General features: G+C 47.4%; 13 protein-coding genes and 1 pseudogene. 1 reads left to right on the plus strand and 13 read right to left on the minus strand.

Translation table 11 applies throughout. The features are described 5' to 3' along the window. Window positions 1–285 precede the first annotated feature (285 nt). Window positions 286–732 (plus strand): tellurite resistance TerB family protein, encoded by a 447-nt coding sequence (locus FHS16_RS20510; protein WP_183566997.1) that lies wholly within the window; start codon window positions 286–288, stop codon window positions 730–732. A gap of 226 nt (window positions 733–958) precedes the next feature. On the opposite strand, the gene FHS16_RS20515 is transcribed toward FHS16_RS20510, so the two are convergent. The 13 genes and pseudogenes from FHS16_RS20515 to FHS16_RS20570 all read right to left on the minus strand — a co-directional run bounded on the left by FHS16_RS20515 (window position 959) and on the right by FHS16_RS20570 (window position 14555). Further along, window positions 959–1549, minus strand: a complete 591-nt coding sequence (locus tag FHS16_RS20515) for a thymidine kinase (protein WP_183567231.1) — start codon at window positions 1547–1549, stop codon at window positions 959–961. Between the two features lie 53 nt (window positions 1550–1602). Next, window positions 1603–2172: a hypothetical protein gene (locus FHS16_RS20520; protein WP_183567000.1), complete on the minus strand. Its 570-nt coding sequence runs from the start codon at window positions 2170–2172 to the stop codon at window positions 1603–1605. A gap of 304 nt (window positions 2173–2476) precedes the next feature. Beyond that, the gene (locus FHS16_RS20525; protein WP_183567003.1) at window positions 2477–3571 is read right to left on the minus strand and encodes a toxic anion resistance protein; all 1095 of its coding nucleotides are present in this window, start codon (window positions 3569–3571) and stop codon (window positions 2477–2479) included. An 18-nt stretch (window positions 3572–3589) separates the two neighbouring features. After that, window positions 3590–4282, minus strand: a complete 693-nt coding sequence (locus FHS16_RS20530) for a hypothetical protein (protein ID WP_183567006.1) — start codon at window positions 4280–4282, stop codon at window positions 3590–3592. 202 nt (window positions 4283–4484) lie between these two features. Next, entirely contained in the window at window positions 4485–4952 is a 468-nt protein-coding gene (locus FHS16_RS20535) for an SRPBCC family protein (protein ID WP_183567009.1), read from the minus strand. Between the two features lie 256 nt (window positions 4953–5208). Next, window positions 5209–5943 (minus strand): VanZ family protein, encoded by a 735-nt coding sequence (locus FHS16_RS20540; protein ID WP_221226427.1) that lies wholly within the window; start codon window positions 5941–5943, stop codon window positions 5209–5211. Beyond that, window positions 5940–6266 (minus strand): PadR family transcriptional regulator, encoded by a 327-nt coding sequence (locus FHS16_RS20545; protein ID WP_183567015.1) that lies wholly within the window; start codon window positions 6264–6266, stop codon window positions 5940–5942. Before FHS16_RS20545 ends, FHS16_RS20540 begins: the two co-directional genes overlap by 4 nt. Window positions 6267–6493: 227 nt before the next feature. Further along, window positions 6494–8851, minus strand: a complete 2358-nt coding sequence (locus FHS16_RS20550) for a PAS domain-containing hybrid sensor histidine kinase/response regulator (RefSeq protein ID WP_183567018.1) — start codon at window positions 8849–8851, stop codon at window positions 6494–6496. Between the two features lie 212 nt (window positions 8852–9063). Continuing rightward, window positions 9064–10083, minus strand: coding sequence for an ATP-grasp domain-containing protein (locus tag FHS16_RS20555; protein WP_183567021.1), 1020 nt, complete (start codon window positions 10081–10083; stop codon window positions 9064–9066). A gap of 47 nt (window positions 10084–10130) precedes the next feature. Further along, window positions 10131–10928, minus strand: coding sequence for an HAD family hydrolase (locus FHS16_RS20560; RefSeq protein WP_183567024.1), 798 nt, complete (start codon window positions 10926–10928; stop codon window positions 10131–10133). Further along, window positions 10925–12115, minus strand: a complete 1191-nt coding sequence (locus tag FHS16_RS31900; protein ID WP_376769690.1) for a cysteine protease StiP family protein — start codon at window positions 12113–12115, stop codon at window positions 10925–10927. Before FHS16_RS31900 ends, FHS16_RS20560 begins: the two co-directional genes overlap by 4 nt. Continuing rightward, window positions 12104–13408: pseudogene (locus tag FHS16_RS31905) on the minus strand (phosphoribosyltransferase family protein); the annotation flags it as partial. The gene FHS16_RS31900 and the pseudogene FHS16_RS31905, both read right to left, overlap by 12 nt. Further along, window positions 13350–14555 (minus strand): HpcH/HpaI aldolase/citrate lyase family protein, encoded by a 1206-nt coding sequence (locus FHS16_RS20570; RefSeq protein WP_183567030.1) that lies wholly within the window; start codon window positions 14553–14555, stop codon window positions 13350–13352. The pseudogene FHS16_RS31905 and the gene FHS16_RS20570, both read right to left, overlap by 59 nt. Window positions 14556–14600 lie beyond the last annotated feature (45 nt).

Raw genomic sequence — 14600 nt, forward strand, 5'->3', positions numbered from 1 at the left:
CAGAACCGCAACAGACGAGATTACCTACAAGTATAAAATTGAAAAGGGTTTGAAAATATGGCGCATTCTTGCGATTATGTGCGTTGTTTTTCTGCATTTTGCAATCGATTTCAAAATGAACGCCATTCCCTTCAGCCACTATGCAGCGAACGTCCGTCACAGCGGATCGGCAGCTCAATAACCTGCGCAAAAACAGACTTTTTTCCTCAAAATTTGCTAATTACCCCCAAATAAAACTACAATAGAGATACAACCTAAAAAATCCGCTCAGGGAGGCTGAACAAAATGAGTTCATTTACATCTTGGCTGTCAAATACGAAACAGGGCTTGAATGACCAAGTCAAAAAGTTTAAAAACAAAGAATTTCTGGATGCAGTCGTTGCAGGCTGTGCTATCGTAGCTGGTGCAGACGGCTCCATTGATTCGAACGAGAAGCAAAAAATGACCGGCTACATCAGCCGCAGCGAAGAGCTTAAAGTGTTTAACATGACCGATGTCATCAACCGCTTCAACCATTACGTAGGCAATATTGAGTTTGACGGCATGATCGGCAAGCAGGAAGCGCTTAAAGCGATTGAGAAATTCCGCAGCAAGCCTGAAGTCGGCCGTGTAATCGTCGGTGTATGCAGTGCCATTGGGGCTGCTGACGGCGATTTCGATCCTAGCGAGCAGGCAGCTGTCCGTGATATCTGTAATACGCTGGGACTTAATCCTAGCGAATTCAGCCTGTAACAGCGCCAGTGGATTGTCCCATAAGGGCAGAACAATCCCATAAAATAAAAATAACCTTCAGCAGCACTTTAAAAGTGGAGCTGAAGGTTATTTTTTCACGCTATGCTGCGTAACAAGCGGGAACTGCATTTTCCGGAAATGATATTAAAACAGACCTTATCGTTTACTGTTTCTTTGTGTACTGTTTCTGTTTCTTTTCCAGATTTGCGCCTCGCTGCTGCTCCTGCTAAGCCTTACGGAATGCCTCATTGTAGCAGCGCCTGCACACAGGCTTGTAGTCCTCATTTCCGCCGATTAGAATCTGCTCGCCCGCATTCATCGGCTGCCCGTCATGAAAACGAATAACCATGGTAGCCTTGCGGTCGCAGAACCAGCAGATCGTCTTAATCTCCTCGATCTTGTCTGCCTGTACGAGCAGGTTATAGCTGCCCTCGAACAGCTGGTTTTGGAAATCATTTTTGAGTCCGAACGCCATAACCGGTATGTTCAGCTCATCCACGACTGCTGTCAGCTCCAGAATGTGATGCTTCTTCAGAAATTGCGCCTCGTCAATCAGCACGCAATAAATCTTGGAAGGCGCTGCGGCTGCGACAAACGCCTTCACGCTCTCATAAAGATTAGTGTCCTCCTGAACCGGGATCGCATCCCGTTCAAAGCCGACGCGGGAGCCGACGCGGTCAACGCCTCCTCTTGCACTGACGGAGGGCGAATAAATAAGCACTTGCTTGCCCTGTTCCTCATAATTATGGGCTACCTTAATGATTTCAAATGATTTGCCGCTGTTCATCGTACCGTATTTGTAATAAAGCTGTGCCAATCCAATCTCCTCCACAAACAGTCAATGCTCCTATTATACAGGAAGCGGCACCGTTATTGTATCGCGAGAAGTCTTGACTTCGCTTCACCGTAGGTTTTGACGATTTGCTGAATTTTCTGGAACTCGGGATCGGTTGGCCCTAAATCTGCCATGAACATCCGATGCAAAATTTGATTATACATATTTTGACGCGACTCTATCAGCTTGACCTCCATGCTGATCAAGTCTTCCAGATCATTGTCCTCAATTAATCGATCAATATCGATAGTTTCATTGCCGGAGGAAGAAGGCTGCTCGTCAAAAATCCGATCGGAGCCCCTGCTGATCCGGGGAAGCTGCTCGTATTCCGCTTCCGGCTCCGGCTGCTGGCCAAGCGGAATGGACGTATTCAATTCGGAGATCATAATGCCCTCTTTGGCAAGCATCACTTGGAACGGACGATGCTGAATGAGATCGGCAATCACGAGCCTGCTCATATCCTTGTTGCGGATCAGCGATGAATCGAATGGATGCAGCACCCACTGCTCGTCGCGATTGAACAGATTGAAGGTAAACCATTCTCCCCCGTATATAAATCTTAAATTGATATTCGATTCCGATATAATTTCATAGGTAAACTCCATGTGGCATACCTCCGATCCATCAGTATAATTTTTTCCATTATACCAAATCAGAGATAGGCGTAACCAGTCGTTACCGCATATCCTGCAAAATCGCTTCCGTTCTCTCCGAGCTTGCGACGACAATCAAGACGATAAGAAGCGTTGCCAAAGCAATACCGCTAATCATAACAGGATCACCTCATTTTTTCTTTAAAGCTATGCAGCCGATTTCCAATATATGCACGTACCGCGCGGGAAAAGCCCTCCAAAAACAAAATAAACGAGCCCCGTGAGGGCCCGTCCAATTTACTATCATAGGCGATGCTTATTCCAAAAAACCTTTGGCCGCATTAGTCGGAAGCTCGCGCTGACCCGCTCCTGCACCCGCTTGAATGCCTAGGCGCTGGCCAACCTTCTGATTGATTTGGGTCATCTTTTCCGTTTGCTGCGAAACGGTTTGAATAATTTGTCGGTTGGAATTTTCGTATTTGTCCATTGCGGAGAATAAATCCGTCATCGCCCGTTCCACGAGCTCCATGCTCATAGCCGGCTTGGTCAACGCTTGATTCGCTCGCTCACTCGTTTCGTTCAGCAAGCGCGCATTCTCGGCAAATTGATTGCCCAGCATCTCGTTCGTTGAATTAACCGCTTCAATCGCTTTCATTTGATCGTCAATCGCGCTGGCTATAAGCACGGATACCGACATCAAATGCTGTGTTTTATCAATCGAGCTGTCGAGCGCATCCATCAGCTTGTCATTCGTATCATTAATAATATCCGTAGCGGCAATAGCCTGCTGATAAAGCATGATCATTTCCGTATATGTCTGAAGCTTCGTTACAACCTTGCGAAGTCCGCGCTCCAGATGCGATTTCCGATGGTCATTCTCCGGCTTTGCAATTTCATCCTCGAACATTTTCTTAAGACGGTTGCCGTATTCGACCAGCAGCTGCAGGTCATACACATTGTCCAAGCTGCTGCGCTTCAAGTTGCGCATATGCACAACGTTTTCCTCCAGATTATCGCGTCCGTCCCGCAATGATTTGACGATGACCTGCACATTGGACTTCGCCGATTGATATTTATATATATAGTTTTTCATAGGTGCCTTGCGCATGAGCTTCTGTACAAGCGTTAGCTGTTTGCTGCGGCTTAAATCCTCTACTTCGCTGCGCAGCTTAAGCATATTGCTTGCAACCTCGGAGCGCTTGCCCGACATGAGGTCGGACAACGGACGCTCCAGCATCGTTAAGGTCTGTCCAGAACGCTCCAGCGTCTTCTGGCCTTTTTTCGTGATTTCATCCATGAGCGAGTCCAGATGCATCGCATCCGTAGTTGCGACCTTTTGCATCGTGACCTGAACTTCCTGTTCCAGCTTCTGGAGATCTTCATTTCTTAATTGGACGAGTTGTTGTGACATGGCTTGTTTCCCCCTTCATTAATCGGAAAGTCGATAACGTTGTTGAATCAATTCAGCCTTCGTGCGCAGCTCCATAAGATCCTTCTGCTCTATCGTTTTCGTGTAAAAGGTCAGCTTCGAATCTACATCCTTAATCCCATCGAGCAGAAGCCGCCTATTCTGGCGCTTCGCTTCGCCGCTCAGCCTAAGGAACGGATTGATCGTCGAGTTCAGATCCCTTCGAACCAGACGAACGATATTATGATTGATGCTGGCGTCCCCAAGCGCGACCAGATCCGGAATCAGGCGGTTTAAGCGCGCCAGCAGAGCGAGCGTCTTCTGTACGATTTCATCGTCCAAATTGTTCTGCTTGCCTTCGAGTAGAATCATATCTTCGATAATGCCAATGTACTCCAAGGCTGAAGCTAGCTCGGGATCAGTAATAACCGGCGCAGCGTCTACTGCTGGAGCAGCCGGTGCCGCTTGCGGAGCCGGAGCTCCCGTTCCTGCAATCGTCTGCTGCAGCGGCGGGTTCTGCTGTCCCTGCTGGAGCTCCGGCCCTTGTGTCCGCTGATCGATTTCTTTCCTGCTGCGCTGTCTCAACGACAAGGCGACAAGCAATCCGACCGCGGGTACGGCAATCGCTATATAAGGAGAAGTAACCCAATAAACAACAAGTCCCACGGCATAGCTGCCGGCTGCGATGCCTAAGGTTTTTTTCAAACCGCTCATTGCTGCACCTCCATTCAAACTTGCTTCCATTTAACTCTATACGTTCGTTATGCTTAATTATCTCGTTTTTCTATCCTAGAAGTCAATTTTCAAGAAACAAGCTCTGTTAATGAATATTCGACTAAAGAGATCTGGAGGAAGAACCGGCTAAAAATAAACGGCAGCCCCGATCCATCGGTGAACTGCCGCATAATTCCTATATTTAACGTTGAACGTTGGCATCAGGAGCTTTGTCCGATACGAGATTCAATATAATGCCATGCTCAAGCAGCGCTTTTAGCCCGCAAAGCACGATCATATATCCGCCCATGCCGTCAATGGCTTGATTAACGACATCATCCCCATCTCCCGTGAAACCCGAATTCGTAATCGTGACAAAGGCTTCGCTATCTGTCCTTCGAGTAAACTGCCACTCAGTCAACGTATGATCCGACCATTCGAGCAAAATACGTTTGTTTTGTTCGAATTCTTTTACAAAAACATTATCCGAGACCCCGTACATTTCCCAATCCCAGCGAATATGTACGCCCTTTTCCAGTCTTCCACTGCTCTTCGTAAACCAAAACTTTGTCGTGATGGCCGGATTAACAAACGCCTCGAATACTTCCTCAACTGGCTTGCGGATAAGCATGTCCGCTTTCACAATCGGTTCGTGATTTAGGATGATCATCAATGTATCTCCTTTTCGCAAAAGATTTCTTTCATTATAACATAAGCAGACAGATGCTATTCTTACTCCTTCCTGCTATACTTGCGCTGTAATCATAGCGGTCCGAATGGCCATGAATAACAGGCCGTTTCCAGCCTCTAATTTTCCTTTTGGATTTATCGTACAAGATCATCACTCCCAAACCAGCCTTTGCTTTGCATTCGAACAACATTTCCTCCGAAAATAAAAATCTTCTTTTTTGGTTTATCCGCCTCTCCTATGCTATAACCTGTCTACTCCGCTTGCTCTGCAACTTTCCAATGCAAAAGTACATGAACCATCCAAAAAAGGCACCGCTGGCGTAATAGATCATATCATTAACATTTAACATGCCTGTATGCGTTAAGTATTGAAACCATTCTACGGTCGCGCCGATTATACAAGAATAAATAACGATTCGATGCGGCGCCGAAACCTTAAATAGCAAGGGGAAGAAAAAACCCAACGGAATAAATAATAAGCCGACACCTATCGCCGTACTGAAAAATGTAATGTCAAAAGCATTCCTTGTCGCAACCCAAAATACCGATTGGTAAATTTCACGGTCCATTTGTTTAAACGGAATTAAATGATGATAAAAATGATTTCCCCAATCGAAGCTTAACGTCACGCCTTCATCGAAACCTTCATGCATGATACGACTATATTTTCCGATAAATAAAACCAAAACTCCGATCCCTATATAGCCGATGAATGAAAACCATAAAAATAATTGGTACACCTTTTTGAAAGGATGCAAGCTTTTCTCCATGCCTTTATGTATGACAACAGCATCCCCAAAATCATATACGGCACACTTTTCTGCGTCGTTTTCCTGGAGGCCCTTATCTATGTATTCCATTTTCAACGAGATTAAATGGTCTTGAAATTCCTCGAGCAGTTCCTTCTTTGTTATAGGTTCACATTCGAGCTTCAAAGAAATCTGAATTAAATATCGTTGGATAGGACTCATGTGGCACCCTCCGTAACGTTGATAATCATCCTATTGATATCCTTCCAATCCTTTAGCTTGCGCGATAATTCCGTCTTGCCGCTTTCGGTTATGCGATAATATTTGCGCCTTCCGCCATCGCTCGTTTCTCCCCAATACGATTCTACAAATGCCTTATTTTCCAAACGTTTTAGCGCAGGATACAGGGTTCCCTCACTCATATCATACAAGTCATTGCTTCTTAGCTTTAAGCTCTTCACAATCTCATAGCCGTACGAATCGCACCGTTTCAATTCGGATAACAATAATAGATCAATGCTGCCCTTCATCATTTCTTTATCCAACTAAGACACCTCCAAAATCATTCATTTAAATTGTAAAGCAATGTACATCGTAATACAAGGTATATTGAAACCATTAGCCTAACCGTATCCTCTCCATTCAAATGAAAAGAGGTTCAGCCAAGTAGCTCAGGCTGAACCTCTCTTATGAAAGGGCAGATTGTTATCGTGGTTAAACACTAGATCGTATGCAGCACATTTCCCCCCATACACTACCAAGCTTTCTTCCATCACGCCCAATGCTTTAACACACGTTTTACTTCATTCGCTCCCAATGGTTTGCAGATGTAATCGTCCATGCCGGAAGCCAGGCAAAGGTCTCGGTCTTCCTTCCGAGCCAATGCCGTTACTGCCACTATAACTGGACGCTTCGTTTTCCCTTGCAGCTGCCGAATGGTAGCCGCAGCTTCCAATCCGTTCTTTCCAGGCATTTGCAAGTCCATAAACACGATATCGAAATCCTCCAGTGTGACGGCCTTTACAGTTTCGTCACCATCCTGAGCCCACTTCGGCTCATACCCTAATTTGCGCAGCAGAGTGGTCAGCAAGAAACGGTTGACTGCATCATCATCTGCGATCAGGATGTTCAACGGCCCCTCATTCACCTTAGAAAGAATGGCCGGCTTATTGCTGGTCTCGATTCCGTTCAGAGGTGACAATGGCTCCTGAACCGTTTCTTTTTGAATTGTCCGGAATGGCAGCGTGAAGCAGAAGGTAGAACCCTCATTTTCGCGGCTTTTCACTCCGATTGCACCGCCCATCAGCTCCACCAGCTTCTTCGATATCGCAAGGCCTAGCCCGGTTCCCCCGTATTTTCGGTTCATCGCGGGATGCAGCTGAGAAAAGGACTGGAAGAGAAGGTCGAGCTTGTCATCTGGAATTCCAATGCCCGTATCCGTTACAAGGAACTGCAATAAGCACTCGTTCGGATTTCGGGTCGATAGCATCTCTACGGAGAGTGATACCTTTCCTTGATTTGTGAATTTAACCGCGTTACCGATGAGGTTCACCAGAATCTGACGCAGCCTGCTCCCATCGCCGATCAGGGTGGACGGGATATGCTCCTCCAGCCGGAATGACAGCTTAATGCCTTGACTCGATGCACGGGGCGAGAAAAGCTCTATGGCACTTTGAAGCAGCGGCGCCAATTGGATGTCCTCCTGATGTAGATCCAGCTTGCCCGCTTCAATCTGGCTGAAGTCAAGCATTTCGTTCAGTATCCGGAGCAGGGCGTAGCCGCTCTCTTTAATCGTTGCTGCATATACGCGCTGCTCTTCCAATAGCTCTGTTTCGATTAGAAGCTCCGTCATTCCGATAATTCCGTTCATCGGAGTACGTATCTCATGGCTCATCATGGCTAGAAATTCTGATTTCGCCCGATCCGCTTTTTCCGCAGACTCCTTGGCACGCAGGATTTCCTTCTCCCCCGTAATGTCGCGGAAAACAACGACCGATCCTTTCAGCTCGCCTTTGTCCCACAGCGGTGCCGCATGATATTCCGCCAAAAATGTTGAGCCATCATTGCGCCAGAATATCGCTTCCGAATTGTAATGCGGCCTCCCTTCCCGAATGGCCTGAACCAACGGATGATCATCGGTCGGCAGAGAGCGGCCTGCATGTTCGTTCTCTTCCTCCTTGAATCCCAGCATCTCTTCACCGGCGGGATTCAGAAACATCGCTTTTCCAAAAGAGTCCGTGCCGAGAATGCCTTCGGAAACGGAGTCTAATATCAGCTTGTTTTGACCGCTGAGATTCTCGATATGTTCCAGATAACGCTGACGTTCCGTAATGTCAACCGTAATGCCATACACGCCGACGATCTCACCGTTCACAATAATAGGCACATTCGTAGAATTGATTTCTACAAGGTGACCGCTTTTGTGGATGATGGTGAGATCGTAGCTTTGCGGCTCGCCCTGTTTGGCCAAATTAAAATGGTAAAGGGTCTTATGCAAATCTTTCGGATGCACGATTGGACCCCAGTACATGCCTATCAATTCCTCCAGCTTGTATCCGGTAATCTTCTCTAGATTCGCATTAGCCGTAAGGTAATCGCCGTCCAAATTCATCGAATATACGGCAGCCGGGTTGTGGTCGAACAAAGATTTGTACCGCTGCTCGCTCTCCTGAACAAGCTTATCTGCGTGGATCGTATCCGTAATGTCCCGCGAAATAGCGATTATTTCTCCCGGATTGCCTTGATCATCAAACAAATACCGGATAGAAAATTCCACCCACTTATATTGTCCGTCCTTATGGAGGCAGCGAGATTTCAAGATACGCCCTTCAGTATCCTTATCGAACAAGAATTCCCGGACGTTGTCTCGGTCTTCTGGATGCATAAGAGACATGCAGTTCATTCCGATCATCTCTTCGGGTTCATAACCCAGCAGGCTCCGACAGCTTGGAGATGAATAGTTTATAGTGGTGTTCTCACCAGGCTTGATGAGGGCAATCCAATTCGGAGATACCTCTGTCAACATACGGTGCCGTCGCTCGCTTCGCTTAAGTTCTTCTATCTGGGAACGCAAAGCGGCGATTTCATAGGCCTGTTGGGTAATGAAGGAATCGCGGGGGTCATCCGCCATGCTTTTGCAGCTCCTCGCAGCTAGGTAAGTTTCCTAAGCTATATCAATTTATATTCTATATAGTACACGTTACGGTGACGCTTTAAAACAGTTCGCAAGTATATAACCATATGAGTCCGCCTGTATTTCCTATAGTCGAATAGTCCATCCTATATACTCAACGCATACCTGTCATAAAAAAAGAAGGGACGGCTGCCCCTTCTTCTTATACGTTATTTATTTGGCATCAACAAAGGCTGCTCGACATAACCGGCCTGTATGCCGAATTGAGGCGTCGGTGGAACGATTGTTTTGCCTTGCAGCGTTTGAACCGCCAAGTATGGCATGTTTACGCCTGACAAGCAGGTGATGTACAGCCCGCCTGACATGCGCGGGTTAATCTCCAGCAGCTTTGGAACGTCGTTGTTGTATTTCACTTGAATATTGAACGCATAAGGAATGCGCAGGCTTGCCGCAATCCGATTCGCGATATCCAGCAGCTCAGGCGATTCCTCAAGCAGATAGGTACGTCCGGTCGATTTGCGGCGCGGAATCGCTGCCAGCAGCTCTCCCTCCGCAGTTGCCACGCAATCAATGCTGTATTCCGTTCCTTCCAGCAGCTCCATCACCATGATCGGCTCGAAACGGTCCGTCAACGAGAAAGTGTCATACGCTTGTTCGAAAGTCGTCGACAAGGTCACGTAGCCGTAAATATCCTGAAGGGGGTCGCGCTCATTGTCAATAATCCGAAAGCCCATTCCCCCCTCTGATTTCGTCGGCTTGAAGCATACCTTGTGGCCTGCAGCGGTAAGCTCCTCATAGGCCAGCTTAAACTCTTCCGCAGTTGTAGCTACACGGTAGTCGGGAATCGTCACCAAATCCTTGCCGTGCAGCGCCTCAAAAAACTTATCCTTCTCGATCATTGCATCCAGCAGTTCAATATCGCGGCATACCATTACCTTCGTGCCAATCTCATCAAATAGATGCGCATATCGCGATATTTCTTCCATGTGCAAGCGCGGGATAAATATATCGATTTCATTGCTTCTGCAAAAATTTACGCAAAAGTCGACATACTCTCGCCCGAAAACTTCCGGCTCTGTTCCCATGTGGTCCGAAGCTAGCAAAGACATATGATTAATATCAGGATGGGTGCCGTAAAACTCAAAAGCCTCCCCGTCCGGATTGTCCCGAATCATATTAATATAGTGGTATGCGACCGAAAACCAACGATTCATATACACGCGTGTCATCTCATCATTCCTTCTTCCGATTCATTAAGTACTTGCCGCTTCTATGTTTATGACCGTCTCGCATGCTCAAGGATCGCTGCAAGCAGCTCCTCGGAGGCAAGCGCGCCTCTCGCTTCTGTAAACCGGATATGTGGATGCTCCGAATAGAAGCGGCCGAGCTCCCCATGCACAGGAGATAGAGCGTAGTCCGCCGCAAGCAGCAAGCTTTCATCCAACAGGCTGTCTCCGGCCGCATATACGTAGGTAGCCCCCAGCTTTTCCTTTACGTACTGAATGGCTGCTCCCTTGCTCACTTTCTCGGGCACCAAATAAATTTTCCGTCCCTGGAGCGAATAACTCCAGCCGAGCGGTGCCAGCTGCCGTCTCAGAGATTCCAGCTCTTCATGCGGCAAGCGGTCCCTTTCCACCACGATAGAATAAAACAGCTCATCGCATAGATCATTTGATTTCACCCAATGAGATGAGGAGATTTTGGCAAAAAGTTCAGCTATCTCCGTATGACCTGCACAATGCTGCTTCACGGCGCCGCGTACGACGCTCTGCCATTCCTGGTCAACTTCACCGTCTTTGAGCACCGTACCGCCATTGCTCACAATCACAAAGGGAGGATTAAATGTCTCCCTGATGCCGAATATACGGTTGTATTGTTCCGGTATGCGCGTTGTCACGGGAACGAAAGCCATCATCCCCGCGAGCTCCGTGAGCTTTTGCAATGCGGGCTTTGTCATATATGAAATGTATCTGCCTTCATACAGCTCTACGGGAAGCATGTCCTCAAGCTCGATTTCACCTTTGGATCTTACCGAATAGATTAACGTTTGATCCAAGTCGCTTGCAAAGATCATTCCGCATCCCCCTTGAGCGCTTTAATAATGCCGCAGCACGAGTAGGTCATATGCGGGTATTCTTCAACCGGCACACCGCGATCCTTAGCAAGCAATAAGATATGCTCTACATTAGGGTTGTCCAGTCGGTCAACAAGAATTTTCCAAGGCACTCTGCGCAGAAGAACGCGTGTCGTCTCGCCTACGCCAGGCTTGATGAAATTAATATCGCTGACCGCAAACTCGCTCTGGATACGAGTAATATCCTGCACTCCCTGCCAATTGACTTCATGAAGCGCCGGACTTGCTTCCATTCTCAGCGCTTCGGCTTTGGATATATCAACCGTTTGATCGAAATACGCGGATACTGTATCTACGAACGCATGGGATAAATCAGCTTTGTCCCATTCCTTGTAGTACTTCGCTCCATGGAAATCATTAGCTCCGATCAGATCGCTCCGCAGGACGGTTCGACTGATTAAGCCGGATACGGTTGCGTTCAGGCATGCACTTGGGATAAGGAAATCATCCCTCGTACCGAACAGTGCTGCGCAATGCCCTGGATCCGCAAGCACGGCAAGATCAGCGCTAAGATCAATGCCATATTTGCGTTTCATTTGGCTGCAAGCTGCAATGAGTACCTTCGTAATAGCGCCCTTCCCTGTCCAGCCGTCTACGAATTGCACACGCTGACTAGGATGATTCTGATTCATGTATAGCAGCGCATTCTCGTCGATACCTTTGCCTCTTATAATCGATAGGCTGTAATGCGGAATATCTCTGCCATACACCTGCTTGATATAGCGTTTTATTAATACGCCTATCGGGGTTCCGCCTCTAGCCAAGGACGCAAGGACGACGTCGAAGCCGCGCCTTTGTATAATCCGCTCGGATACGATTCCTATCGCTTCGGCGATCCGGCTCGCAGAACCGCTCAGCGCATCGTGAAACAGCTGAATATATGCGGCACTTGGCTGATATTCGATCGGCAGGCTCTCTGAATAATGACCGCCGGACTGCATAGCGGCTTCCCGGTCCTCCGTCCGCTGCTCCAAAGCTATATCACTCAGATCCTTTAACAGAAAGGTAACGTCCTCTTTGTTATAGCTGCCAATTGGGGCAGGAGATTCTAGGCATTTCCGGCTAAAATAAACGATATGAACGCGAGGTATCCCAAGGGAGATCAGTACCTGCTGAAGCTCTGCCATTTGCTCAGACGCAATCTCTCGTTCCATGAATAGAAACATCTCATCATACGAACCATGCGGAATATTGTACATGAAATTCATGACATCAGCATGCTCAGGCGAGGCAAAACGGTATGCGGATCGAACCGCATAGCTGCTATTGGAACTCGGGTGAATTGGGCTGCGCGTACTGGATTGGTACCATGTGTTCCCGCCAAGCTCGGCAGCTATCCGCATCGGAATGTACATGAACTCACCGGTTCCCATGCAGAGCGTCTTGCCGCCAGTGTGATACTCGCGCAGGAAAGCGGCTGCTTCCTCCACCTCACGGTCAAGCAGGCAGCTCTCCTCTGATGTTAAACCGAATCTTCCCGTGTGCTGCACATAGGAAACCTCGCCATTTCTCGAAGCCAGGGCTGCGAAACGGTGATTTGCGTACAGCACGTTAATATCCGGAGCCTGAATGGATTTAAGCAGTCCTTCAGCCTCTCCCGCGCTCTCGATAGGCGTTCCGGATACAACGATTTGTCCCGTTATCAAAGAAAGGCAATGAACCTCCACGCCAAGCTCGTCCTCCAGCTCACTGAAGCGCTGAATGTCTTCATCTGAACGCCAGTCCAGCAGGCTTGCAACGATATAATCTTTTTTCCCGTATCTTGCATGCAGATCATGAATAATATTGACCGCCGTTTTGCCCGTTGTCATCTCATCATCTACTAATACAATCGTTTCGGCTTCTTGAAAGATGGCAGGATCAAGCGCATAACAACGATGGGTTGTCGCATGTGAGTGTTCTTCCTCGAAATCGATGCAGGAGTTCATATAAGCGATGCTCTCACGAGTAGTATGCAAGAATGAGGCTTCTCCTTCAAACATATCGAACATACTGTGGCCAAGCGCCGTTGCCGTTTCTGCAAAGCCGATAAACAACGTTTTCTCGTTTACCGCCATTTTGCGCTTCTTCATGCGCCCATAAATATCTCCCGCGGTCTCAGGTGCCTCGAACGCTTCCAGAAGCTCTTCAATTCGTACAGGCAGATCTCTTCCCTTAAACTGCTGATACAACAGTCCGAGCGCTGCTCCCGACAGCAGGGAGACATGAGGCCTTACCGGAATATGCTTGCCAAGCACCTTGCTTACGAACAGAAAGCTTCGTTTTTTGTTAATACGGGCTGCCATCTGGAAGAGCTGCTCCAGCGGAATATCAAAGGCGTTGCCCGTCACCTGGATCGTAACCTCTAAATCTCCAATAATATTAAACGATTGCGGTTTCCCGTTCTTCTGCGAGTAGGCAGGTGAAATTCTGGTTTTCATTTAGCACCCCATATATGTTCGATCTGATCAATATGCGCTTGGCCCATGTCATATGCGGCTTAAACTCATTCATTTTATTCGAATAGCGGCTTTTCATAACACCTAAGTCGCCTTGGCCGTTCTCCATAATATGCAGGGCGTCCATGTATTCCTCATGTGTAACGACCAACATCGATTGTACAGGCTTAATATGCGTAGGATGGATGATCGTTTTCCCAATAATGCCATTTTCCTTATCCATTGCAACTTCACGTATAAGTCCGTCTACATATTTATTAATATAATCCATGCGTAAAATGCGGCCATGCTTGCCCATGCTTTCTTCGAACGGCGTTTGCCTTAGCTGCGGTTTAAACACGCGGTCGCTCTTGAAATATTCCCATACTGGACCGGATATAACATAGTGGTTATCCATCCGACCGAACACGTTGACAATATCCGCGATGCAATCACGAATAACTGCGATGTCGTAGATGGTATGGTCGGGACTTCTGCGAAGCCCAAAAAGGCTGGAGAAATCAGTAGCTCCAATCCTAACGTTGAGCACATATTCCTTATATTCATTCAGCAGCGCCGATATCTCCATCAGCGTCTCGATCCGCTTCTCGCGGTAGATCACATCGGAACTCTCTAGAATAGGCATGCCGTACAGCGTGGAGCTAGTCATTAGATTGCGTCTATTGTACTCTGCGAGCAAGCTTAAATAACCTCTGCCTGATTCGATATTAAATTTCGGAAATACGATGCCTGTAACATGTTGAATTTCCTCGCCAAAACAAGGCAACAGGTGCTTTAGCTGGTCTACGGAGCGAACTCTGATAAAAATAAGCGGAATTTCATTTACGCGCAGCAGCCCTATCGATAGATATCTTCCGATCGTCAATAGCGTTGCTTTCAGATTCTCTTCAGCATATTCGAGTTGATTATCGCCTACTGCATCTTCAAGGTCTATCACCATAGACACGAGTCCCTCGTGTTTATCGGCTACCAAATCATCTGCTATATTAACCTTGGTCGCTGGCATATAAAGAGCCGCGCCAATCGCGTGAGCAATAATTTCTTTGTCAGCATCATTATTGAAATGAGTAGGGAGGGAATAAAAGAAACTCTGCTCTTCTTCATTGGTAAGATAGTTGAAATACCTCAAAGTGATCCCTCCTAAAATTTTGGTAAAATAAGCTGAGAGTGAAAA

The organism is Paenibacillus endophyticus (assembly GCF_014192395.1).
Classification (GTDB): domain Bacteria; phylum Bacillota; class Bacilli; order Paenibacillales; family Paenibacillaceae; genus Pristimantibacillus; species Pristimantibacillus endophyticus.

Coding starts and splice junctions, on each gene's coding strand:
- FHS16_RS20530 (WP_183567006.1), bottom strand. CDS start 4,282: ATGAGCGGTTTGAAAAAAACCTTAGGCATCGCAGCCGGCAGCTATGCC.
- FHS16_RS20555 (WP_183567021.1), bottom strand. CDS start 10,083: ATGACACGCGTGTATATGAATCGTTGGTTTTCGGTCGCATACCACTAT.
- FHS16_RS20540 (WP_221226427.1), bottom strand. CDS start 5,943: ATGAGTCCTATCCAACGATATTTAATTCAGATTTCTTTGAAGCTCGAA.
- FHS16_RS20520 (WP_183567000.1), bottom strand. CDS start 2,172: ATGGAGTTTACCTATGAAATTATATCGGAATCGAATATCAATTTAAGA.
- FHS16_RS20550 (WP_183567018.1), bottom strand. CDS start 8,851: ATGGCGGATGACCCCCGCGATTCCTTCATTACCCAACAGGCCTATGAA.
- FHS16_RS20525 (WP_183567003.1), bottom strand. CDS start 3,571: ATGTCACAACAACTCGTCCAATTAAGAAATGAAGATCTCCAGAAGCTG.
- FHS16_RS20535 (WP_183567009.1), bottom strand. CDS start 4,952: ATGATCATCCTAAATCACGAACCGATTGTGAAAGCGGACATGCTTATC.
- FHS16_RS20560 (WP_183567024.1), bottom strand. CDS start 10,928: ATGATCTTTGCAAGCGACTTGGATCAAACGTTAATCTATTCGGTAAGA.
- FHS16_RS31900 (WP_376769690.1), bottom strand. CDS start 12,115: ATGGCAGAGCTTCAGCAGGTACTGATCTCCCTTGGGATACCTCGCGTT.
- FHS16_RS20510 (WP_183566997.1), top strand. CDS start 286: ATGAGTTCATTTACATCTTGGCTGTCAAATACGAAACAGGGCTTGAAT.